Source organism: Pseudomonas sp. SCT, from assembly GCF_003864275.1.
In the GTDB taxonomy this organism is placed as follows: domain Bacteria; phylum Pseudomonadota; class Gammaproteobacteria; order Pseudomonadales; family Pseudomonadaceae; genus Stutzerimonas; species Stutzerimonas stutzeri_AE.
On record NZ_BDJA01000002.1, the window covers coordinates 137,116 to 160,079 of the forward strand.

Annotated in this window: 23 protein-coding genes; 9 read left to right on the forward strand and 14 right to left on the reverse strand. The window is 63.4% G+C overall.

The genetic code is table 11. The features are described from left to right. Positions 1–124: 124 nt before the first annotated feature. Positions 125–1,033: a LysR family transcriptional regulator gene (locus BHD08_RS05030; protein WP_125021039.1), complete on the forward strand. Its 909-nt coding sequence runs from the start codon at positions 125–127 to the stop codon at positions 1,031–1,033. Positions 1,034–1,038: 5 nt separating this feature from the next. On the opposite strand, the gene uraH (BHD08_RS05035) is transcribed toward BHD08_RS05030, so the two are convergent. Beyond that, positions 1,039–1,449 (reverse strand): hydroxyisourate hydrolase, encoded by a 411-nt coding sequence (gene uraH, locus BHD08_RS05035; RefSeq protein ID WP_046620990.1) that lies wholly within the window; start codon positions 1,447–1,449, stop codon positions 1,039–1,041. 16 nt (positions 1,450–1,465) lie between these two features. Continuing rightward, positions 1,466–1,969 carry a heme-binding protein gene (locus BHD08_RS05040; protein ID WP_125021040.1) on the reverse strand — a complete coding sequence of 168 codons (504 nt, stop codon included), beginning with the start codon at positions 1,967–1,969 and terminating at the stop codon, positions 1,466–1,468. A 142-nt stretch (positions 1,970–2,111) separates the two neighbouring features. On the opposite strand from BHD08_RS05040, the gene BHD08_RS05045 reads away from it, so the two are divergent. The 5 genes from BHD08_RS05045 to BHD08_RS05065 all read left to right on the forward strand — a co-directional run bounded on the left by BHD08_RS05045 (position 2,112) and on the right by BHD08_RS05065 (position 6,987). Further along, a complete protein-coding gene (locus BHD08_RS05045; RefSeq protein WP_125021041.1) occupies positions 2,112–2,786 on the forward strand; it encodes a heavy metal response regulator transcription factor in 675 nt (224 codons plus the stop codon). Beyond that, positions 2,783–4,141, forward strand: a complete 1,359-nt coding sequence (locus BHD08_RS05050) for a heavy metal sensor histidine kinase (protein WP_125021042.1) — start codon at positions 2,783–2,785, stop codon at positions 4,139–4,141. Before BHD08_RS05045 ends, BHD08_RS05050 begins: the two co-directional genes overlap by 4 nt. An 82-nt stretch (positions 4,142–4,223) precedes the next feature. Then, positions 4,224–5,015, forward strand: coding sequence for an exodeoxyribonuclease III (gene xth, locus BHD08_RS05055; RefSeq protein ID WP_125021043.1), 792 nt, complete (start codon positions 4,224–4,226; stop codon positions 5,013–5,015). A gap of 146 nt (positions 5,016–5,161) precedes the next feature. After that, positions 5,162–6,412 (forward strand): EAL domain-containing protein, encoded by a 1,251-nt coding sequence (locus BHD08_RS05060; RefSeq protein WP_125021044.1) that lies wholly within the window; start codon positions 5,162–5,164, stop codon positions 6,410–6,412. 122 nt (positions 6,413–6,534) lie between these two features. Continuing rightward, positions 6,535–6,987: a PA2169 family four-helix-bundle protein gene (locus tag BHD08_RS05065; RefSeq protein WP_015276072.1), complete on the forward strand. Its 453-nt coding sequence runs from the start codon at positions 6,535–6,537 to the stop codon at positions 6,985–6,987. Between the two features lie 64 nt (positions 6,988–7,051). On the opposite strand, the gene BHD08_RS05070 is transcribed toward BHD08_RS05065, so the two are convergent. The 10 genes from BHD08_RS05070 to puuE form a co-directional block, all read right to left on the reverse strand. Next, entirely contained in the window at positions 7,052–7,669 is a 618-nt protein-coding gene (locus tag BHD08_RS05070) for a TetR/AcrR family transcriptional regulator (RefSeq protein ID WP_125021045.1), read from the reverse strand. Positions 7,670–7,791: 122 nt separating this feature from the next. Further along, on the reverse strand, positions 7,792–8,601 hold the full coding sequence (locus BHD08_RS05075; protein ID WP_125021046.1) for an outer membrane protein OmpK: 810 nt from the start codon (positions 8,599–8,601) through the stop codon (positions 7,792–7,794). Between the two features lie 99 nt (positions 8,602–8,700). Continuing rightward, positions 8,701–10,212, reverse strand: coding sequence for a nucleobase:cation symporter-2 family protein (locus tag BHD08_RS05080; RefSeq protein ID WP_177412640.1), 1,512 nt, complete (start codon positions 10,210–10,212; stop codon positions 8,701–8,703). 175 nt (positions 10,213–10,387) lie between these two features. Further along, positions 10,388–11,935 (reverse strand): cation:proton antiporter family protein, encoded by a 1,548-nt coding sequence (locus BHD08_RS05085; RefSeq protein WP_015276077.1) that lies wholly within the window; start codon positions 11,933–11,935, stop codon positions 10,388–10,390. 127 nt (positions 11,936–12,062) lie between these two features. After that, positions 12,063–13,403 (reverse strand): nucleobase:cation symporter-2 family protein, encoded by a 1,341-nt coding sequence (locus tag BHD08_RS05090; protein ID WP_125021047.1) that lies wholly within the window; start codon positions 13,401–13,403, stop codon positions 12,063–12,065. Positions 13,404–13,550: 147 nt separating this feature from the next. Then, complete coding sequence (locus BHD08_RS05095; protein ID WP_125021048.1) at positions 13,551–14,777, reverse strand: urate hydroxylase PuuD; 1,227 nt, start codon at positions 14,775–14,777, stop codon at positions 13,551–13,553. 87 nt (positions 14,778–14,864) lie between these two features. Continuing rightward, positions 14,865–15,377 (reverse strand): ureidoglycolate lyase, encoded by a 513-nt coding sequence (locus tag BHD08_RS05100; protein ID WP_015276080.1) that lies wholly within the window; start codon positions 15,375–15,377, stop codon positions 14,865–14,867. A 111-nt stretch (positions 15,378–15,488) separates the two neighbouring features. Beyond that, entirely contained in the window at positions 15,489–16,484 is a 996-nt protein-coding gene (gene alc, locus BHD08_RS05105; protein ID WP_125021049.1) for an allantoicase, read from the reverse strand. A gap of 60 nt (positions 16,485–16,544) precedes the next feature. Continuing rightward, positions 16,545–17,060: a 2-oxo-4-hydroxy-4-carboxy-5-ureidoimidazoline decarboxylase gene (uraD, locus tag BHD08_RS05110; RefSeq protein ID WP_125021050.1), complete on the reverse strand. Its 516-nt coding sequence runs from the start codon at positions 17,058–17,060 to the stop codon at positions 16,545–16,547. After that, positions 17,057–17,989: an allantoinase PuuE gene (gene puuE / locus BHD08_RS05115; protein WP_125021051.1), complete on the reverse strand. Its 933-nt coding sequence runs from the start codon at positions 17,987–17,989 to the stop codon at positions 17,057–17,059. Before puuE ends, uraD begins: the two co-directional genes overlap by 4 nt. A 280-nt stretch (positions 17,990–18,269) precedes the next feature. Here puuE and uraH (BHD08_RS05120) point away from each other — a divergent pair, with 280 nt between their 5' ends. Next, on the forward strand, positions 18,270–18,623 hold the full coding sequence (gene uraH, locus BHD08_RS05120; protein ID WP_125021052.1) for a hydroxyisourate hydrolase: 354 nt from the start codon (positions 18,270–18,272) through the stop codon (positions 18,621–18,623). Between the two features lie 201 nt (positions 18,624–18,824). Here the strand turns inward: uraH (BHD08_RS05120) and BHD08_RS05125 are convergent, their stop codons facing one another. After that, on the reverse strand, positions 18,825–19,451 hold the full coding sequence (locus tag BHD08_RS05125; protein WP_125021053.1) for a LysE family translocator: 627 nt from the start codon (positions 19,449–19,451) through the stop codon (positions 18,825–18,827). An 80-nt stretch (positions 19,452–19,531) separates the two neighbouring features. Next, positions 19,532–20,878, reverse strand: coding sequence for an NCS2 family permease (locus BHD08_RS05130; RefSeq protein WP_015276086.1), 1,347 nt, complete (start codon positions 20,876–20,878; stop codon positions 19,532–19,534). Between the two features lie 347 nt (positions 20,879–21,225). On the opposite strand from BHD08_RS05130, the gene BHD08_RS05135 reads away from it, so the two are divergent. Then, the gene (locus tag BHD08_RS05135) at positions 21,226–21,981 is read left to right on the forward strand and encodes a GntR family transcriptional regulator (RefSeq protein WP_015276087.1); all 756 of its coding nucleotides are present in this window, start codon (positions 21,226–21,228) and stop codon (positions 21,979–21,981) included. A gap of 305 nt (positions 21,982–22,286) precedes the next feature. Further along, the gene (locus BHD08_RS05140) at positions 22,287–22,958 is read left to right on the forward strand and encodes a metal ABC transporter ATP-binding protein (RefSeq protein WP_125021054.1); all 672 of its coding nucleotides are present in this window, start codon (positions 22,287–22,289) and stop codon (positions 22,956–22,958) included. The last annotated feature ends 6 nt before the right edge of the window (positions 22,959–22,964 follow it).

A 22,964-nucleotide genomic window follows, 5' to 3' on the forward strand; every position in this document is an offset into this window, starting at 1 on the left:
CTAGCTCGCTAGATCGTGGCTGTCTTTTTATTCGATAGTTTTTCTACGTGGCTCAAGCATGCCGCCCTGGATTCGCAGGCGGAATTGGCCGAGACTTCAGTTCTGTCGATATCAGGAGTATCGAATGGATCGTTACACGACCCTGCGCAGCTTCGTGCTGGTGGCCGATTGCGGCAGCTTCGCCGCGGCTGCGCACAAGGAAAACGTCACCCCGGTGGTGATGGGGCGGCGGCTGGATGCGCTGGAGCGGCACCTGAGTGTGAAGCTGATGCACCGCTCGACGCGCGGGCTGTCATTGACCGATCTGGGCGAGCAATACCTGGATCGCGCCCGTGGGCTACTGAAGGATTTCGATGAGGTGGATGCCAGCATCAGCCACGACCGCACTTCGGTGCGTGGCCATCTGGTGGTGTCGGCGCCGGCAGCATTCGGCCGGCGACATATCGGCCCGCACGCGCCGGCATTCCAGGCGCGTTATCCCGACCTGCAACTGTCGTTCAACTTTACCGACAGCGTGGTCGATCTGGTGCGCCACGGCTATGACATGGGCATTCGCATCGGCGAGGTGACCGACCCCAACTACGTGGCGGTAAGGCTGTTTCCGAACAGGCGGGTGGTCTGCGGTTCGCCGGAGTATTTCGCCCGCCACGGCACGCCGACGGCATTGGAGGAGCTGACCGAGCACAATTGCCTGGCCTTCAACCTGCAGGGTGGCCAGCAGCGTGGCTGGACTTTCCTGCGCGACGGCAGGCAGGTGGCGATCCGCGTGGCTGGCAATCTGGACTGCAATGACGGTGAGCTGCTGTTCGACTGGGTCAAGCAGGGCCTGGGCATCGGCTGGCGCTCGACCTGGGAGATCCAGGCCGAGCTCAAGCGCGGCGAGCTGGTCACGGTACTCGACGAGTACGCGCTGCCGGCCTACGACATCCAGGCGGTGTACCCGCAGCAGCGCTACCTGCCGGCCAAGGTGCGTTTCTTCATCGACTACCTGAAGGACATCTACAACGCACCGGGCTATTGGGAAGTGCGCTGAGCGGCTCAGTTTCCGCGGTAGGTGGAGAAGCCGTAGGGACTCAGCAGCAGCGGGATGTGGTAGTGCTCGACGCTGCCATCGGCTTCGAAGATCACCGGAACTTCGGGGAAAAAGGTGCTGGCCTTGTGCGCGGCAAACCAGTCGCCGGTCTTGAAGGTGACGCGGTAGGTGCCTTTTTCCAGCGCCTTGCCTTCGGGGTACAGCGCGGTGATGCGGCCTTGGGCGTTGGTTTCGCCGCTGTTGAGTGATTTCCAGGCGTCACCCTGACGTTGTTCCAGGGTGACGCGCACATCCGGCGAAGGCAGGCCGTCTTGCAGATTCAGCACATGCACGCTGAGGGGGTTGCCAGCGGCCAGGGACAGACCGGACAGGCCGCTGAGCATCAAACCGGCGGCGATGGAACGTAATGCTTTCATGGGGTTTTCCTTTTCTTCAGTGGGAGGAGGGCAGCAGTTTTTCGATGGCGGCCATGGCGCAGGCCTCGTCGTTCTTGGCACCGCCGGCGCCGGCCACGCCGATGGCGCCGATCACCTCGTTGCCGACCTTCAGCGGCACGCCACCGCCGAGCAGCAACAGCTCATCCAGCGTGTTGAGGTTGGCGGCGTCCGGCGTAGCGGCGGCGCGCTCGGCGAACAGACGCGTCGGTGTCTTGCTCGACAGCGCGGTGTAGGCCTTGCGCTGGGCGGCGAGGGTGTTGTGCGGGCCGACGTTGTCGTCCCGGCGCAGGGCAACCAGATTGCCGCCGCGATCGACCACAGCGACCACCGCCGTGCGGTTTTCCGCGTGGCACTGGTCCAGCGTGGCCTGGATCAGGCCATCGGCCAGGGCCAGCGAGACGTTCTGTTGGGTGATCGGTGCCGGCGTGGCGGCGTTGGCGCTTAGGGCCGGGGTAAGTAATGCCAGCGTCAGCAATGACAGTGTGGCTGCGGTACGCATATCGGTTTCCTTGGGTGACTTGGCTGCGGAGCGCATGGTGCCGATGCCTGCCCGTCAGAACCGTTGCCTGCGCATTACGCTTTTGTAATGGCCGCTTGGTCATCCACTCCCATAACCTATGCGCCATCAGCGAGGTGATCCGATGCGAATTCTGGTGGTGGAGGACGAGGCCAAGACGGCTGACTACCTCAAGCGCGGGCTGGAGGAATCTGGCTATCGCGTCGAGGTGGCGCGCAACGGCGTCGACGGCAAACACCTGATCGAGGAGGAGCCGTTCGACCTGGTGATCCTCGACGTCATGCTGCCGGGGCTCGATGGTTGGCAGCTGGTGCAGGTGGTGCGCAATCGTTCGACGCATACACCGGTGCTGTTCCTCACCGCGCGCGATGCGGTGGAAGACCGTGTGCGCGGGTTGGAGCTGGGCGCCGACGACTATCTGGTCAAACCGTTCTCCTACGCCGAGCTGCTGGCGCGGGTACGCACCCTGCTGCGGCGCGGGCCGCCGCGGGAAGTCGAGCGCTTTCAGGTTGCTGATCTTGAGCTGGACCTGTTGCGCCGTCGCGTCAGTCGCCAGGGCGAACGCATCAGCCTGACCAACAAGGAGTTTGCCTTGCTGCACCTGTTGCTGCTGCGCCAAGGCGAGGTGCTCTCGCGTGCGCAGATCGCCTCGCAGGTCTGGCAGATGAACTTTGACAGCGACACCAATGTGGTCGACGTGGCGATCCGCCGCCTGCGCGCCAAGGTCGACGATCCCTATCCGCTCAAGCTGATCCACACCGTGCGCGGCATGGGCTATGTGCTGGAAGCCGCCACGTGAGCCTGTTGCCGCGTTCACTCAGCCTGCGCCTGGCGCTGGCCTTCGCCCTGGTGGCGAGCGTGCTGCTGGGCAGCATAGGCCTGTATCTGTACCGCTCGCTGGAGCGTGAAATCAGCTGGCGTGACGATCAGGCACTGCTCGGTCGACTGGAGCGTATGCAGGCGCTGCTGGACGACAGCGCCAGCATCGAGGCGCTACGGCAACGTCCGCAGCTGTACGAGAACATGCTGGGTAATCGCGACAGCCTGCTCTGGCTGCTCGATGCTCAGGGGCGCGCGCTGATCGAGATCAACCCGGCGCGGCTGTCCATTCCGACATTGCCGGCCAGCGCTGCAGCGGAGCTGACTGATACAGATGGAGCGCGGCTGGCCTGGCGGCGCCTGCCGGGCGAGGCGGGGCTGACCCTGGTCGCCGGGCGCATGCTCGCTGAGCGTGAGCAGATGCTCGCCGCCTACCGTGTAAAACTGTGGTGGGCGTTGAGCCTCGGCGCGCTGCTGGCGTCAGTGCTTGGCTGGCTGATCAGTCGGCGCGCCTTGCGTCCGGTGCGTCACCTGACCCGTCAGGCGCTGGCGATCGACGTGCAGCACCTGCACCTGCGCCTGGACGAATCGGCCATGCCCAGCGAGCTGGAGCCGCTGCGTGGGGCGCTGAACCAGATGCTCAATCGCTTGGAACAGGGCTTCGCGCGGCTGTCACGCTTCAGCGAAGACCTTGCCCACGAGATGCGCACACCACTGGGCAATCTCATGGGGCAGACCCAGCAGCTGTTGCACAAGGACCGCGATGGCGAGGTCTATCACGCGCTGCTGGTGTCGAATCAGGAGGAGTACGAGCGCCTGGCGCGAATGATCGACAGCATGCTGTTTCTCGCCCGTGCCGAGCAGCCGGCAACGGCCATCACGCGGCAGGCTTTTTCGCTGCCGGAACTGGTCGAGCAGCTGTGCGAGTACTTCGAAGGTGTCGCCGAAGAGCGTGGCATCGAGCTGCTCGACGAGACCGAGGGCGAGCTGTTTGGCGATGCCGACCTGATTCGCCGCGCACTGGCAAACCTGCTGGCCAATGCGCTGCGCTATGGCGCGGGCGACAGCCCGGTGCGCATCGTCAGCGGCTCAGGGGCTGGCTGGCGCTGGGTCAGCGTGATCAACCAGGGGCCGCCGATCGCGGCGGAACAGCTGCCGCGGCTGTTCGACCGCTTCTACCGCTGCGATCCGTCACGCGCGGAACCGGGCGATTCCGGCGGCCTGGGATTGGCCATCGTGCGCTCGATCATGCAGCTGCACGGCGGCGAGGTTGATGTGCGTAGCGATTCCCGGCAGACCGAATTCACCCTGCGTTTCGCTGCAACATCAGCCTGATTCCGATTACCGGCACCTCGGACGGATGCCACACCGCGCTGTCACAGCTAAGGTCATAACAACGCCTTCGAGAGACACGCCTGTGGATCGACTGAAAATCGCCACCTTTAACATCAACGGTATCCGTGCACGCCTGCCCAACCTGCTCGAATGGCTGGAGCGCGAACAGCCCGACGTGGTCTGCCTGCAGGAACTCAAGGCGCAGGATGCCGACTTCCCCATCGACGATATCCGTGCGGCCGGCTACGGCGCGATCTGGCACGGGCAGAAGTCCTGGAACGGCGTGGCAATCCTCGCCCGCGACGGCGAGCCGCTGGAGATCCGCCGTGGCCTGCCCGGCGATCCGGATGACAGCCACAGCCGCTACCTGGAAGCGGCCGTGCAGGGCGTGATCGTCGCCTGTCTCTACCTGCCCAACGGCAATCCGCAGCCGGGGCCGAAATTCGATTACAAGCTGGCTTGGTTCGAGCGCTTCATCGAGCACGCGGCGGGCCTGCTCGCCAGCGGCCATCCGGTGGTGCTGGCCGGCGACTACAACGTGGTGCCGACCGACGAGGACATCTACAACCCGCGCTCCTGGAAGAAGGATGCGTTGCTGCAGCCGGAAAGCCGCGAATGTTACGCGCGCCTGCTGGCACAGGGCTGGACCGACGCGCTGCGCAGCCGCTACCCGGACGAGCGCATCTACACCTTCTGGGACTACTTTCGCCAGCACTGGCAGAAGAACTCCGGCCTGCGCATCGATCATCTTCTGCTCAGTCCGGACCTCGCGCCGCGCCTGCAGGATGCCGGTGTCGACCGCTGGGTACGCGGACAGGAGCATGCCAGTGACCATGCGCCGACGTGGGTCAGTCTGGCGATGGGCAAGGGATAGCCGGACCTCGTGGCGGTTGGGGCGGGTAAAGCCGCCGGTCGGTTGGCACAACGCCCCACTGGCCATTCGCTACGGTTTCGCATGTTCTATGTAACAGCGGCCCGGGTAAAAGGAGTCCGCCCGCCTGCTTGCCAAAGGAGAATTGGATGCTCGCACATTTGCAATCAGCCACGGCTATTACCCGCGATGACCCTGTCGCGATATTGGCGAGACTTGAAGCCGGCAGCATGCCGATCGGTTCGATGCTCTGCGAGGCGTTGCATGCGGTGCGCAGCCATCTGGGCATGGAAGTGGCGTTCATCGCCGAGTTCAGCGAAGGCGCCCGCATATTCCGCCACGTCGACGGGAGAACCGAGCGTCTAACGCTCTGCGTAGGGGATGCCAATCCGCTGGAAGACAGTTACTGCCAGCGCGTGGTCGATGGGCGTCTTCCGGAATTGATCCACGACGCCGCACAGCTGGCCGAAGCGCTGCTGCTGCCGGTGACCACCGAGCTACCGGTCGGTGCGCACCTGAGCGTGCCCATTCGCTTCAGCGATGGCGCTCTGTACGGCACGTTCTGCTGTTTCAGCACCCGGTCCGACGGCAGCTTGAATGACCGCGATCTCAATACCCTGCGTCTGTTCGCGGCGTTCGCCGGGCGGCTGCTGGAGACTCAGGCGAAGAGCCAGCAGGCGCGGCAGACTCAGCAAAATCGGGTCGCGGCAGTGCTCGCCAAGCGTGCCTACGGCGTGGTTTACCAACCCATCGTGCACCTGGTGGAGAACCGCATCGTCGGTCATGAGGCGCTTGCGCGGTTCACCGACGAGCCTGTGCGCAGCCCGGACAAGTGGTTCGCCGATGCCGGCCAGGTCGGCTTACAGCAGGAACTGGAGATCGCCCTGATCGAGGCGGCCTTGCAGGGTTTCGATCTGCTGCCCGCGGATAGCTATCTGTCCTTGAACGTTTCACCCGAGACCATTCTGGCCGGAGCGGTCGCTGAGGTGCTGAGCGAGCAGCCGCTGGACCGCCTGATGCTGGAAGTCACCGAGCATGCGCTGGTCGAGGATTACGAAAGGCTGGCCGACGCGTTGCGGCCACTGCGCAGCAGAGGCCTGCGGCTGGCTGTCGACGACGCCGGGGCCGGTTATGCGAGTTTTCGCCATATCCTCAAACTCAAGCCGGACGTGATCAAGCTCGACAGCAGCCTGATCCGCAATGTCGACAGCGACATGGGCTGTCGTGCCCTGGCTGCCGCATTGATCCGTTTCGCCGAGGAAACCGGCTGCAAGGTCGTCGCAGAGGGTGTCGAGACGCATGAAGAACTGGCCATGCTGCGACGTCTGGAAGTCAACAAGGCGCAGGGCTACCTGCTGGGCAGGCCGATGCCGCTGCGCAAGCGTGCCGCGACTGGCTGAGTCGTCCTGGCACACCGCCTTCCGGCGGTTTCGCTGAACCTTTGTGGTGCACCGGCAGTCGACTTTTAACGCGAGCCGCAGCGATGCGGCTCCTCCCGAGTCGACTTGGCAGGAGGTACAAGATGGATACGAAAGAGACGATTTCAGTACTCAACGACCTGATAGAAACCAGCAAGGACGGCGAAAAAGGCTTCCTCGAATGCGCCGAAGACCTGCGCGATCCTCAGCTCAAAAGCACCATGAACCAGCGCTCGCGCGATTGCGCCACCGCCGCGGCTGAGCTGCAGCAGCTGGTGCGCTCGATGGGCGGCGATCCGGAAACCAGCACCAGCCTCTCGGCCGACATGCACCGTCGCTGGGTCGATCTCAAGGCGATGATCACCGGCAAGGACGATGAGGCGATTCTCAATGAGTGCGAACGTGGCGAGGACGTGGCGGTGAAGAGCTACCGCAAGGCGCTGGAAAAGGATTTGCCGGCCGAGGTGCGGATCGTTGTCGAACGCCAGTATCAGGGTGTGCAGCGCAATCACGACCAGGTCAAGGCACTGCGCGACGCCGCACGCGCGCGCGGCTGATAATTCGCTAGCAACTCAGGTTTGAAGAACGCCAGCGGACGCTGGCGTTTTTTGTTTCTGCCGATCAGACGGAGTGGTCGGCGATCTCGCAGCCCTTGAGCACAAGACGGATGATGGTGTCGGCGGCCGCGTCGTAGTCGGCATCGTGGAGGCGGGTCTTGCCGGTGACGGTGCTGATTTGCCAGTCGAAGTCAGCGTAGGTTTGCGTCGCCGCCCAGATGCTGAACAGCAGGTGGTTTGCGTCGATATCGGCCATCAGGCCGTCGTCAATCCAGCGCTGGATGCATGCGATGTTGTGCGCCGCCTGCGCATTGAGCTGCGCGGTGCGCTCAGGTGACAGGTGCGGAGCGCCGTGCATGATCTCGCTGGCGAACACCTTGGAAGCGCAGGCGTGGTCGCGGGAAATCCTGATCTTGGTGCGGATGTAGGCGCGCAGCACCTCGGCCGGATGCCCCGGCTGGTTGAACGGCGCCGATGCCTCGAGCAGCGGTTCTACGATGCTCTCCAGCACCTCGCGATAGAGGTTTTCCTTGGACTTGAAGTAGTAGTAGACGTTGGGCTTCGGCAGCCCGGCGCGGGCGGCAATGTCACTGGTTTTGCTCGCGGCGAAGCCTTTTTCGGCGAACTCTTCGCTGGCGGCTTTGAGAATCAGCTCTTTGTTGCGCTCACGGATACTGGACATGGGGGCCTTTCGCTGGCTGCCGGCGATACGGACAAGCGTCCGCATGCTAGCACCCTGTTCGCGAGCCCCTCAACCGAACGGCGAGGGAAGCGAAGGGGCGCGTTGCCCCTTCGCAGCAGCGCTTAGAAATGCGCCTTGACGATGGCGCTGAAGGTGTTCTGGTCGGTTTTGAACGGTAGCGAACCGTCCTCTAGCCCGTATTTGTTGGACCAATAGTCGTACTCGATACCGACGTAAAGCTTGCCCGGTGTGTAGTCCAGCGCCTTGCCGAGGTCGTACTTGATCTGCGGCACGATATGCAGGTTCTTCGAGATAAAGTCGCCACGAGACTTCGAGCCAGCGTCGTTGACTACCCAGTCGATAAAGCCGTCGAAAAGGATATCGGACTTGCCAACGGGGAAGGTCATCGCCCACGTCGGGGTGACCTGCCACTGCCCGGACGGCTTGCCAGTGCTGCCATCGGGCTTGCGGTAGTAAAGGTTGAGGGCGAAGCGGTCGAAGCCAGGCAGTTCAAGGTCTACTGCCGGGCCGAGAAGGTAGTTCTGATTTGGCGTGCCGTCGGCGAGGCTTTCCCCGCGCTCGTAGGTCGCGGCGATCAGGACGTCCTTGACTGGGCCAAAAGTCATGTCGCGGCCGCTGACCTTACCGAGCGACAGGCGTGGGCTGAATTCGCCGTAATAAGTGTGGCCATCGCCGCCACTCACGCCGTTGTACCAGATGTTATCGACGAAGAAGAACATGTCGCCCCAGGCCCAGCCGCTGGCATGTTCGAACGTCACCGTCTGCTGGGTGTCGGGATCGATCTTGTAATCCTGGCCATAAAGATAGGTCAGGCTGTTGTTCTGCCAGTGCAGCAGATCGCCGGCCAGCGCCGGGGTCGCGAGCAGCGTGCTGGTTAGGGCGAGGCAAAGAGGAGTGGTCTTGAGTTGCATAAGATGTGGTTCCTGTGTGTTTTTTTATGGGCCGGGCCGTCGCGACCGGCGCGTATTCTGGGCGAAGGCCGAGACGGCGGGAAGCGGTGCGTGTGCCGTTCAGCCTGTGGAATCGGCCCTGGCTGCCCGCGACATGGCGTCACGGTGGTGCCGATCATCCTGCTGTCGGTAATCGGGGATGTTCACCGACAGGGTGTTGGTGCCCACGGCGTCCTCGATCAGCTCCTCCGGGTCGAACACGTCGCGCTCGGATGCTTCGCGCGGCAGGAACAGGTTGAGGAGGATGGCGCTGAAGGCACCGATGGTGATCGGCGAGCCGAAGATGTTCTTCAGCACGTCGGGCATCGCGCTCAGCACTTCCGGCACGCTGGCAACGCCCAGGCCCATGCCGAGGGAGATCGAGACGATCAGCATGTTGCGCCGGTGCAGGCCCGCTTCGGCGAGGATCTTGATGCCGGCGATGGCCACCGTGCCGAACATGATGAGCGTGGCACCGCCGAGCACCGGCTTGGGCATCGCCTGCAGCACGCCGCCGACCGCCGGGAACAAGCCCAGCAGCACCAGCAACCCGGCGATATAGAAGCCCACATGGCGGCTGGCCACGCCGGTCAGCTGAATCACACCGTTGTTCTGGCTGAAGGTGGTCATCGGCAGGCTGTTGAACACGGCGGCGGTGGCCGAAGCGCAGCCGTCGGCGAGAATGCCGGACTTGATGCGGCGCATGTACAGCGGCCCGCGCACCGGCTGGCGCGAGATCATCGAATTGGCGGTGAGGTCGCCTGCGGTTTCCAGCGGCGTGATCAGGAAAATGACGGCGATCGGGATGAATGCCATCCAGTCGAAGGCGAAGCCGAAGCGGAACGGCTGCGGCACGCTGACCAAGGGCAGGTCGCCCAGGCCGGACAGATCGACCTTGCCCATCGCCAGTGCCACGGCGTAGCCGATGGACAGTGCGACGATCACCGCGGACAGTCGCAGCACCGGCCAGGGGAAGCGGTTGAGCACCACGATGATGCCGATCACCAGGCCCGCCAGGGCGAGGTTGGACAGTGCACCTAGGTCAGGCGCGCCGTAACCGCCAGCGATGTCGGTCATCGCCACCTTGATCAGCGACAGCCCCATCAGGCAGATGATCGTTCCGGTGACGACAGGGGTGATTACCCGGCGCAGCTTGTTGATGCACTGGCTGAAGGCGATTTCGACGAAGGCCGCGCAGAAACTCACGCCGAACAGCGTGGCGAGAATCTCTTCAGGCGTGCCGCCGCGTGCCTTGACGATGAAGCCAGCACTGAGGATTGCGCTGAGAAAACCGAAGCTGGTGCCCTGCAAACAGAGCAATCCGGAGCCGATCGGGCCGATGCGCTTGGCCTGGACGAAGGTACCGAGGCCGGAGACGAACAGCGCCATGCTGACCAGATAGGGCACATAGGCACCCAGGCCCAGGGCGCTGCCGACGATAAGGGTAGGGGTGATGACGCCGACGAAACTCGCCAGTACGTGCTGCAGCGCCGCGAAGAGTGCCGGAAGGGGAGCCGGGCGATCGTCCAGCCCGTAGATCAGATCCTGCTGAGGTGCAGCAGCGGTGCCGCTGCTCGAATCGGTTGCGGTCATGGTCAAGCCTGCCATTTGTTGTTGTACGGTCATGGGCTTTCGAGGGTCACGGCTCCTCTATCCGCTGCACCGGCTGTAGGGTCGGTGATCGGATGGCCCGACTATAGCAATGTGTGGACAGGCGTTGGAACAATAAATTTTTGGATTGTGTACAAGATGACCGATGGTCGCACCCTCATCTTGATTCCAGCTCCCGTGCGACGTTTTCGGCCAGGCCGGCACCGGCCTCGCTCATGGTCAGATAGGTACGGTCGGCGCCGGCTTCCTGAATGCGCTGGGCGATGTCCTCGTACATGGCGTGGGAGACGACCAGCCCGCGGAAGCCGCTTTCGCGCAGCTTGCGAGTGGAGATGATCTTGGCCTCCGGGTCGTTCATCGCCAGGATCACGGCCTCGACCTGGTTCATCTCCAGGCTCTGCCAGAACATCTGGTCCTCGGCGTCGGCGAAGAGAATCTTGCGCCCTTCCTGGGTGCTTTTTTCTACCATCACCGGGTCTGAATCCAGGCTAATCAGGCGAAAGCCCTTCTGCGCCAGATAATCGTAGGCGGCCCGCCCCGTGCGCCCCATGCCCATGATCAGGATGCGCGCGTCGCCCAGCGACACCGGTTGCTCGTCGGGGTGGCGAATGTTGCGCTCGCAGCGAATCAACCGCGGCGCCAGGCGTTCGTACAGCGGGTGGGCGATGCGGTTGAGCTGTGCGGAAATGATGAATGACAGGGCGACCGTGATCGCCAGGGGCATCAACCATTGCGGCAGTACCACGCTGGCGACGATCAGGCCGAACTCGCTGTAGTTGGTCAGGCTGGCCGCGCTGAGAAAGGCGCTGCGTGCGCGCAGGCGGAAGGCGATGAACAGGCCGAAGAACAGCACGCCCTTGAGCGGTAGCAGCAACGCCATGGCGAAGGCGAACCACAGGGCGTCGGCATCCGGTAGCCCGCCGATGCCGATCTTCAGGAAGAAGCCGACCAGGAACACTTCCTTGATCGCCCACAGCGAGTTGGATAGCTCGCTGGCGCGCTTGTGCTTGGCGAGCATGGCACCGAAGGCCAGGGCGCCCAGTTCGGAACTCAGGCCCACGTATTCGAAACCGAGGCCGCCCGCGACCAGTGCCAGCATCAGGCCGAGCAGTACCATCAGTTCTTCGTGACCGCTGTGGTCGAGCAGGCGGAACAGCACGGGGCGCAGCAGCGGCAGCAGAAACACCAGCAGCGCCCAGGCGGAAGGCAACTTGCCGGCGGCGAGGCTCATCACCACCAGGGCGATGAGGTCCTGGATGATCAGCACGCCGATGGCGACGCGGCCGTGGAAGGCGCGCAGCTCGCGCTTGCTTTCCAGCACCTTGGCCGCCAGCACGGTGCTGGAGAATGACAGGGCAATGGCCAGCAGCATTGCTTCGCGCCAGTCGCTGTCGAGGATCAGCATGATCGCCGGCAGCACCAGTACGCTGGATATGAAGAAGTGCAGCAGGCTGCCGCCAATGACTTCGCGGCGCACCAGATTGCCAAGCTTGAGCTTGAGCCCCACGGTGAACAGCAGCAGGAGCACGCCCAGATGCGCCAGATGGTCGAGGATGATGCTGTCGTCCTGGGTGACGCCGACATAGTCACCGGCCGCGGCCAGCGCAAAACCGGCGCCCAGATAGCCGATCAGTGGCGGAAGGCCAATGAAGCGGGCAAGCAGCCCGAGGGCGAAGGCGAAGGCAATCCAGCTGGCTTCAATCACGGGCGGCGTCCGGCGCAGAGGAGGGGCGCGGCATTTTAACGGGATGTACCGGCTTGTCGAGCTGACCTCGTGGCGGCAGAGCGAAGGATGTAGGTGGGGCGGCCCGGCACGGGCCGCCAGTGGACGCTCAGGCGTGAGCCGAACCGGTCAGGGCCTCGCGCTCAGGGCCGCCGAGCACATTGAAGAGCAGGTTCAGCGCCACCGCGCTCAGTGTTGCCAGGGCGATGCCGCTGTGGGTGATCGGCTCCAGCCAGTGCGGCAGCTGGGCGAAGAACTCCGGGCGAATCACCGGAATCATGCCCAAACCGATGCTCACGGCGACCAGCAGCTGATTGCGTCGATCACTGATATCGGCTTCCTGGAGAATCTTGATGCCGGTCGCCGCGACCATGCCGAACATGGCGATACCGGCGCCGCCGAGCACTGCGGCGGGTATCGAGGCGACCAGGAATGCCGCTTTCGGCAGCAGGCTCAGGGCGATCAGGATCAGCCCGGCGATCGCGGTGACGTAGCGGCTGCGCACGCCGGTCATCTGCACCAGGCCGATGTTCTGCGCGGACGATGAATGGGTGAAGGTATTCATGAAACCGGCCAGGAAGGTCGCGCCGGCATCGCACAGCAGGCCGCGGCGCAACCGTTGCGGGTCGACCGTCTCGCCGGTGATCCGCCCGAGCGCCAGGAACATGCCCGCCGACTCGACGAAGATGATCACCACCACCAGGCACATCGACAGGATTGGCGCCAGCGAGAAAGTCGGCGCGCCGAAGTGGTTCGGCGTGACCACCTGCACGGCAGGTGCGGCGGCCATGCCGGAGAGGTCGACCATGCCCAACGCGCCGGCCAGGGCGTAACCGAGGCCCATGCCGATCAGCACCGATACGTTGACCCAGAAGCCGCGCAGGAAGCGATTCACCAGCAGAATGGTGCCGAGCACCGCAGCCGCGATACCGAGGTAATGCACGCTACCGAACTGGCTGGTACTGCTGCCGCCGCCGGCCCAGTTCACCGCCACCGGGAACAGCGAAAGGCCGATGGCGGTAATCACGGTGCCGGTCACCAGCGGTGGAAAGAAGCGCACGATGCGGCAGACGAACGGCGCGATCAGCAGGCCGAAGGCGCCGGCGGCAATGGTTGCGCCGAAGATACCGGTCATGCCGACGCCTGGCATGCCGGCCATGACCACCATGCTGCTCACCGCGGCGAAACTGGCGCCCATCATCACCGGCATGCGGATGCCCAGCGGGCCGATGCCCAGCGACTGCACCAGCGTGGCGATGCCGGCGACCAGCAGGTCGGCATTGATCAGAAAGGCAATTTCGTCGCGGGACAGTCCGGCGGCCTGGCCGACGATCAGCGGGACGGCGACGGCGCCGCCGTACATCAGCAGCACATGCTGCAGGCTCACCAGCAATTGCTGCAGCCAGGGCAGCCGATTCGCCCCGGCGGGGCGGGCGTTCAGATCGTTCATGCAAGATACCTCGGGCGCGTTTGTTATTGATTGTCGCGACAGCCCCCTGCACGGAGGGGCCGGTATGGCCTGCACCGGGGGCGTGCCCGACGGTGAAACGGCGTTGCATAAAAAAGCCGCACGCTATGCGTGCGGCTTGCAGCAGGCTCAGTTGACCCTGGCGCCCTTGGCGATCCAGTCACCGAGCAGGTCGCGCTCTTCCTGAGTCATCTGAGTGATGTTGCCCAGCGGCATGATCTGGCTGGCCACGGTCTGAGCGTGGATCTTCGCCGCCTGCTGGCGGATCTGTTCGGCGCTGTCGAACATGACACCGGCCGGCGCGGCACTGAACATCGGGCTGCTCGGGTTGGCCGAATGGCAGACGGTGCAGCGCTCATGAATCACCGCGTTGACCTTGGCGAAGTCGGCGGCGCCGGCAGTGGCCTGGTTCGCCATGCTCGCCTGCTCCGGCGAGGTCGCGGCCAGGTTTGGTGCCGGTTGGCGGTTCGGTGCAGTGACGTAGGCCAGACAGATCATGCCCAGCGCCGCGGCCGGCAGCGCCCAGGCGAAGCGGTTGCCACTGTGGCGGGTGTTGAAGTAGTGGCGTGCCAGCACCGACAGCGCGCCGAGGGCGGCGAGGATCAGCCAGTTGTACTGGCTGCCGTAGGTGCTCGGGAAGTGGTTGCTGATCATGATGAACAGCACCGGCAGGGTGAAGTAGTTGTTGTGTCGCGAACGCAGCAGACCCTTGGCCGGCAGCACCGGATCGGGCGTGCGGTTCTGCTCGATGGCGGCGACCAGTGCGCGCTGGGCCGGCATGATGATGCGGAACACGTTGCCGACCATGATGGTGCCGATCAGGGCGCCGGTATGGATATAGGCGGCGCGACCGCTGAAGATCTGCGAATAGCCCCAGCATGCGGCGATCACCAGCACGAACAGCACCAGGCCGAGCAGGGCGGGGGTCTTGCCCAGCGGCGAATCGCAGAGCAGATCATAGACGAACCAGCCGACGATCAGCGAGCCGAAGCCGATGGCAATGGCCGCAGCGGGGGACAGCTCACTGCCCGGTGCGATCAGGTACAGGCTCGGGTTGAGGTAGTACACCACCATCAGCAGGGCCACACCGGACAGCCAGGTGGTGTAGGCCTCCCACTTGAACCAGTGCAGGTTCTCCGGCATCTGCGGCGGGGCCAGCTTGTACTTTTCCAGGTGGTAGATACCGCCCCCGTGGATGGCCCAGAGGTCGCCCGAAAGCCCCTCGCGTGGGTTACTGCGGTTGAGGTTGTTTTCCAGCCAGACGAAGTAGAAGGAGGCACCGATCCAGGCGATGCCGACGATCATGTGAATCCAGCGAATACTCAGGTTCAGCCATTCGGTCAGATGTGCGTCCACGTTGATTACCTCTTTGCACGGTCGCCGTAGCGGCCGTCATTTCTTCTTATTGGAGTCGGCTTGAGCGCGTCGTGAGTGCGGCTGCACTCAAGTCGATTTCCGTTGGGGGTCGAGGAGGAGTTGCTGATCCTCCGTGAAGAAGTACTCGTCGCAGTTGTTGCCAGAACCGCTGCGATCGACCACCAGGAATTCATCCCGCTTTTCGATCGTCAGCACCGGGTGGTGCCAGACGCCGCGGTGGTAATTGACGCCCTGCCTGCCGTTGCTGCGGAAGGCGCGGACGTGACCCGGTACAGGTGCATCGCCAAGTGGCGCGACCACGACCAGAAAAGGGTTGCCGAGCAGCGGTATGAACGCCTGACTGCCCTGCGGGTGTCGTTCGAGCATGCGGATGGCCAGCGGCATCTCCAGTGCGTCGGCGGCGAAGATGCTGATGATCGCCTGGTCTTCCGGCTGCGCGGTCTCGACCGTCGCCAGCTTGTGATAGCGGCGGGTGGAACCGTTATTGATCATGAAATAGTCGCTGCCTTCGGTTTCGATCACATCACCGAATGGGGCGAAGGCTTCCTTGGTCAACGGTTCGATCTTGAGTGTGCGCATGCGGTGCTCGTTATCTTGATTGCTGAATCGAAGGGCGGCTGCAAACCGCCGTTGAGGCTGCCAGATCCGTAGCCTGGGCTTCAGCCCACCACGGCTACCCCGGCTGGTCGCTTAGCGGGCCACCTTGCCAAACAGGCGCAGCCGACTGACGCCGCCGTCCGGGAAGATGTTCAGGCGCACATGGGTGATCGGCCCGAGCCTGGCGATCTGCTCGGCGAACTCGTGTTCGGCGTGCATCGAGAGCTTCTGGCTCGGCAACAGTTCGCGCCAGAACAGGCTCTGCGTTTCGATCTGGCTGTCGGTGCCGCCTTTGACGTAAGCCGCCTGGATGCTGCAGCTATCCGGGTAGTTGCCCTTGAAATGCAGGGTATCGACAACGATGCGCTCGATCTCGCCCGGGTGGCCGAGAGCGACGATCACCCAGTCGTTGCCCGGGGTACGGCGGCGGGCGGTTTCCCAGCCGTCGCCCATGTTCTCGCCACGATTGGGGTTGAGGATGTTGCTCATGCGGCCGAAGTGCTCGTCGGAGCAGGCCAGTGCGCGGCCGCCATTGAGTGCGGCGGCGAGGTCGATCTGCTGGTTGTCGCCGACGCTGCTCCAGTCGCGGTACGGAATGCCGTGCACGCGCAGGCGGGCGACGCCGCCGTCCGGGTAGATGTTGAAGCGCAGATGGCTGACCGGCTGGTCGAAGGCGATCTCGTGGTAGTGGTGGCTGTTGCCCTTGAGCTCGACGGCCGGAAGGATTTCGCTCCAGACGATGTCGTCGCTCGGCTCGCCGTCGGTGATGTAGCACGCTTCCAGCGAGGCCGATGGCGGGTAGTTGCCGGTGAAGAAGCTGGTGTCGATATCCACGCCCTTGATCTGGCCCGGCACGCCCAGGCGAATCACCGCATGGTCGTAGCCTTCGAAACGCTTGCGGCGCGACTCCCAGCCGTCCATCCACTTGCCGTTGTCATCGAACACGCCTTCCTTCCACACCGCTGGTGTCGGCTGGAACAGGCGGTTGACGTCGGCGAACCAGTCGTCGGTGACGGAGATGGCGCGCGTGCCCAGGCGGGCATCAGCCAGGTTGACGTATTTTTCGAAGGGTGCGGCGTAAGCTTTCATGACTCGTCTGCCTTGGCTGAGAGAAGCGGTTTTGTATCGAGACTGGCTTTGTTGCGGTCGTTACATTGCCTGCAGGCGGAACAGGGCTATCTTGTTGATCTCCGCCAGCGCCCGGGCGAACTCCCGCTCGGGGTCGTTGTGGATGCGCTCTTCGAACGCGGCAAGGATCTGGTGCCGATTGCTGCCCTTGACCGCCATGATGAAGGGGAAGCCGAACTTGGCCTTGTAGGCATCGTTGAGTTCGGTGAAACGGGAGAACTCCTCGGCGGTGCATTCATGAATGCCGGCGCCGGCCTGTTCGGAGGTGCTGGAGGCGGTCAACTCGCCGCGTACGGCGGCCTTGCCAGCCAGATCAGGGTGAGCGTTGACCAGTGCCAGCTGGGTGTCGTGATCGGCGGCGAGCATGGCCTGCGAGAGGCGGGTGTGCATCACTTCGACGTAGTCCAGCGTCTCGTCGGCGCCTGCGCCGTAGACCGTCTCGGCGACCCAGGGCGAGTGTTCGTAGACATCGGCGAAGGCGGCGACGAAAGCGTCGCGATCCAGCGTCGAAGGTTTGATCGTATTGAAAGGTGTCATGCATTGCGCTCCGCAGTGAGAGGGTGGGTGGCATGCCAGTGGCGCGCGATGTCGACGCGGCGAGCGCACCAGACCTTGTCGAAGCCCTTCACGTATTCGAGGAAACGGGCAAGCGAAGCCAGGCGCGCCGGGCGACCGAGCAGCCGGCAGTGCATACCGATGGACAGCATCTTCGGCGCGCCTTCGCAGCCTTCGGCGTAGAGCACGTCGAAGGCGTCCTTGAGGTAGGTGAAGAAATCGTCGCCGGTGTTGAAGCCCTGGACCTGGGTAAAGCGCATGTCGTTGGTGTCCAGCGTGTAAGGAATCACCAGATGCGGTTTTTCCGGGGTTGATTCCGGATCCCAGTAGGGCAGGTCATCGTCGTAGGTGTCGGAGTCGTAGAGAAAGCCGCCTTCTTCGCGCACCAGACGCCGGGTGTTCGGGCCGGTGCGACCGGTATACCAGCCCAGCGGCCGTTCGCCGGTGAGCTCGGTGAGGATGCGGATGGCCTCCTGCATGTGCTCGCGTTCTTCGCTTTCATCCATGTGCTGGTAGTCGATCCAGCGATAGCCATGGCTGCAGATTTCGTGACCGGCACTGGCCATCGCCTTGATCAGCTCCGGATGGCGCTGGGCGGCCATGGCCACGGCGAAGATGGTCAGCGGAATAGCGTGCTTGTCGAACAGCTTGAGCAGACGCCAGACACCGGCGCGGCTGCCGTACTCATAGAGCGATTCCATGCTCATGTGACGCACGCCCTGCAACGGTTGCGCTGCCACCATCTCGGAAAGGAAGGCTTCGGACTCCTTGTCACCGTGCAGCACACAACGCTCGCCGCCTTCCTCGTAATTGAGTACGAAGGACAAGGCGATACGGGCATCGCCTGGCCAGTGCGGGTGCGGTGGGTTGCTGGCGTAACCGATCAGGTCGCGTGGGTAGTCGGCGGTCACTGAGGTGCTTCCTGTATGGCGGGTCGTCTTGGCTCGACCGGATGAATCGATTGTATACAAATTGATGTGTCGTTTGTAAATAGCCAATTACTTCAAGTATCAGCTGAACCGCCCGGAGGCATCGCTACGCGCGCAGCGTGGGTGCGAGTAGAGACCTGCAGAGTTCGGGCCAACTGCCATCAGATAAATTGTGTACAAAATAATCATCAAATTGTCTTGAGTGGCTTGGTCGGCATGGTTATGCTCGGGTCAGTTTCCTTTCAACGAAGCGGAGGTGCCCGTGGGCCGATTGACCACACACGTACTCGATGCCGCCCATGGTTGCCCGGGCAGCGGAATCAAGGTGTCGCTGTATCGCGTCGATGACCAGGCGTTAACCCTGGTTGCCAGCCGAGAAACCAATTCCGATGGCCGCTGCGACAGCCCGTTGCTGGAGGGCGATGACTATCTGTCCGGTGTCTACCAGCTGCATTTTCACGCTGGCGACTACTACCGTGGTCGCGGCGTAAAGCTAGGCGCGCCGGCGTTCCTCGACGAGGTGGTGCTGCGCTTCGGGATCGATGCCGGGCAGGATCACTACCACGTGCCGCTGCTGATTTCGCCGTACAGCTATTCGACCTATCGGGGTAGCTGAAGCGGTTCTTGTTCGTGCTGACTCTATGGAGTCCCTTTTGCCCGCCGTAATGGCGGGTTTTTTATGGGGTGAGTTTGCTAGCCCTGTGGTGTTCGGCGCAGGCTACAGGGGACGACGCGTTGCGCGGTGGGCTCACTTTCGCCAGTGCCGGCGAAACGCCTCACATCACGCCGCGAGCCGGTGCTACCAGCGCCAACCAAGTCAGCGGCTCAGCAAAGACGCCGCTCCCGCGCCCCCAAACAGCGCCGCACTGGTCCGGTTGAACCATACATGCCCCTTGCCGGTGCGCAGATAGCGCGCCGTTCCCTGCGCGCCAAGTCCATAGGCCAGCTTGCAGCACAGATCCAGCACTGCCCAGGTGACGACCATTACCAGCAGCTGCGGCAGCAACGGCTGACTCGCGCTGAGAAACTGCGGCAGGAAGGCGGCGAAGAAGAGAATGTCCTTGGGATTGCTGCCACCTAGAATGAACGCTCTGCCGAACAGCCGGCTGAAGCGCGGGGCGAGGGCAGGGCTTTCGATCTCGCGGGCAGCGGGCGCCTGGCGCGCCTCCTGCCAGCTCAGCCAGGCCAGATAGAACAGGTACAGCGCGCCGACCAGCTTGAGCGCACTGAACAGTCGCTCTGAAGCCATCAACAACGCGCCAAGGCCCAGCGCAGATGCGCTGAGCAGGGCGATGGAGGCCGTCACGCCGCCGACAAAGGCTGGCCAGGAACCGCGTACTCCGTAGTTCAGGCTGTTGCTGATCATCAACAGCGACAGCGGTCCCGGGATCAGGATCACCACCAGCGCCGCTCCGGCGAACAGCAGCCATATCTCAAGGGTCATGTGGGCCTCCTTGGCCTATGCAAAAGCCCCACTGCCAGGCAGTGGGGCTATCGGTGGAGTCGGACGCTATCCGGCGCGGTTCAGAGAAACGCGAACTTGGCGATGAAGATCACGCACAACACATACAGGCTGAGCGAAACCTTGTCACGCTGGCCGGTCAGCAGCTTGAGCGTCGCATAGGTCAGAAAGCCGAGCGCGATGCCGTTGGCGATGGAAAAGGTCAGCGGCATCATCACCACGGTGACGATGGCCGGGATGGTGTCGGTGTGGTCCTTCCAGTCGATGTTGGCCAGGCCGCTCATCATCAGCATCGCCACATAGATCAGCGCGCCGGCGGTGGCGTACGCCGGAATCATGCCGGCCAGCGGGGCGAAGAACATGGCGATCAGGAACAACACGCCGACGGTCACTGCGGTCAGCCCGGTGCGACCGCCGGCGGCGACGCCCGAGGCGCTTTCCACGTAACTGGTCACCGGCGGGCAGCCGACGAAGGCGCCAACCACGCTGGAACTGCTGTCGGCCTTCAGCGCGCGGGAGAGGTTCTCGATCTTGCCATCCTCGTTCACCAGATTGGCGCGATGGGCGACGCCCATCAGGGTGCCGGCAGTGTCGAACATGTTCACGAAGAGGAAGGCGAGGATCACGCTGACCATCGCCAGGTTGAGCGCGCCGGCGATGTCCATGGCCAGCCAGGTCGGCGCCAGACTCGGTGGCATCGACACCAGTCCCTTGTACTCGACCAGGCCGAACGCCCAGCCGATGGCGGTGACCGCCAGCATGCTGACCAGGATCGCACCGAATACGTTGCGGTGGCTGAGCACCGCGATCATCAGAAAACACACCGCGGCAAGCAGGGCGGTCGGCTCGCCGAACGAACCCATGGTCAGCAGAGTGGCCGGGCTGTCGACGACGATGCCTGCGGTCTTCAGGCCGATCAGCCCGAGGAACAGACCGACCCCGGCGCCCATGGCGAAACGCAGGCTCATGGGGATGCTGTTGAGCAACCATTCGCGGATGCGCGACAGGCTCATGATCATGAACAGCACGCCGGAGATGAACACGGCGCCGAGGGCTATCTGCCAGCTGTAGCCCATCTCGCCGACCACCGTATAAGTGAAGAAGGCGTTAAGGCCCATGCCGGGCGCCAGGCCCACCGGCCAGTTGGCGTACAGGCCCATCAACAGGCAGCCGAGCGCCGCGCCGATGCAGGTGGCGACGAACGCGGCGCCGTGATCGATGCCGGCGTCGGCCATGATGTTCGGGTTGACGAAGATGATGTAGGCCATGGTGACGAAGGTCGTCAGGCCGGCGAGCAGTTCGGTACGGATGCTGGTGCGGTGTTCGCTGAGCTTGAACAGGCGGTCCAGCCAAACGGGGGCGGTGCGCTGCAAGGGTGCAGCCTGGGGCTTGCGCTTGATGCTTTCCACTGGGCGTTCCTCATCGTTCTTGTTGTCGATCACCCGGAGCGCTAGAACTCCCGAGGGGCGGGTGATGGTGGGCCGTCTGTCTCGGTAGTTGACCGAAAGGTCAGAAAGGCTGTCTGGATTATGCTTTTGTATACAAGAATTGCAAACACTAAATCGCGCGGTGACCTGAGTGGATTGGCCTGGCGAATAGTTAACAGACGTAATCTGCCTATGGCAGTGACTTGGTGGCGTCATTTTTGTGCACAAGCGAAACGGACTTTTCGTGATTTATTTGCCCGACGAGCTGCCTGTCACGCCGTGAACCCAGTAAAGTTCGGCCTTGCCGACACCTCATTTGCGAGCCATCGATGAACGAACAATTGCAGCCCCTGAAGAAGCCGAACAAGACCGGCAAGATTCGCACCGGGACGCAGGACGATATCGTTTATGCCCACATCTTCGATGCCATTCTCGAGCAGCGCCTCGCTCCGGGAACCAAGCTCAGCGAAGAGGCGCTGGGGGAGATATTCGGCGTCAGCCGCACGATCATCCGTCGCGCGCTTTCGCGACTGGCCCATGAGGGCGTGGTATTGCTGCGACCCAATCGCGGCGCGGTGGTGGCCAGCCCGAGTGTCGAGGAGGCGCGGCAGATCTTCTTCGCCCGCCGCCTGGTGGAGCGCGCCATTACCGAGCTGGCCGTGCAGCATGCCAGCGAAGCGCAACTGGCCGAGTTGCGCCAGATGGTGATCGACGAGCGCGACTGCTTCGCTCGCGGTGATCGCGGCGCCGGCATCCGCCTCTCCGGCGAGTTCCACCTCAAGCTTGCCGAAGCGGCGAAGAACGCGCCGCTGGTGAGCTTCCAGCGCAGCCTGGTTTCACAGACTTCGCTGATCATCGCGCAGTACGAAAGCGGCAGCCGTTCGCACTGTTCCTACGACGAGCACAACGAGCTGATCGACGCCATCGCCGCCCGCGACAGCGACAAGGCGGTGCGCCTGATGATGCACCACATGGACCACATCGACAGCAAGCTCAATCTCGAAGAAGACAGCGCCTCGGGCGACCTGCACGCGGTCTTCTCGCATCTGACGCTGGCAAAGAAGAAGCCTCGCACGGCTCGCTAGCGCTACCCCGCGCGCTGGCTCGTCCTGAGTCGGCGCCGTCAGTTATCACCTGCTGCGGTGACTGAGCCATAACCGGCTCGCCATCGCCGAGCAGCAGTCACTACCGCCCTTAACAGCCAGGCATAGCCCTGATCGCGTGCGCTCCCGATCCGATCGGTACGTCTTGCTGCTCAGCGCAATACCTCGAATGTTTTAGTAAGTGTTATGTTATAACTATTACATTCTGCGTGCGGACATCGCCTTTTTGCTGTTTAGCGGAGGCCTGATCGGCGCGCTTGGTCTGGAAGGCTGAACACGAGGTAACCATGATCGAATGCCACAGGCTGCAATGGGGCGCGGGTAGGCACCCGCTTACGCCGCCATTGGATTTGCGGTTGGCTGCGGGCAGCCTGACAGCTGTCATTGGCAGCAACGGATCGGGCAAAAGCAGTCTGCTCAAGGTAATTGCCGGATTGAGTCGCCCCTTAGCGGGACGTATAGAACTGGGCGTACCGCTGCTGGGCGGTGTCTCCTATCTGCCGCAGCAGCAACATGTGGACAGGCAGTTTCCAATCCGAGTCGCCGAACTGGTGAGCGCCGGTTTCTGGCGTAGCCGGCTCGGACGCGACGAGCGTCGGGCAAGGCTGCGCCAAGCGCTGGTGGACTGGGGCCTGCTCGATCTGCAAACCCAGGGGCTGCATGCGTTGTCCGGCGGAGAGCTGCAGCGCGCCCTGTTGGCGCGCTTGAGCTTGACCGATGCCCAGGTGTTGCTGCTCGACGAGCCCGAGGCAGCGCTGGACGATGTCGGCCTGCGTCTGCTCTGGCAACACATCGAGCGCTGGCGGCACGAGGGCAGGACACTGGTACTGGTCAGCCATAACCTAGCCGGGCTGAGTCATCACCACTGTGATGGGTTGTTGATCGCCCGCGGCGGTTGCGTCAAGGCACCGATCCGCCAGTTCATGGCCGAGCGGCAACGGCTCGGGCAGGTCGCGTGACACCGG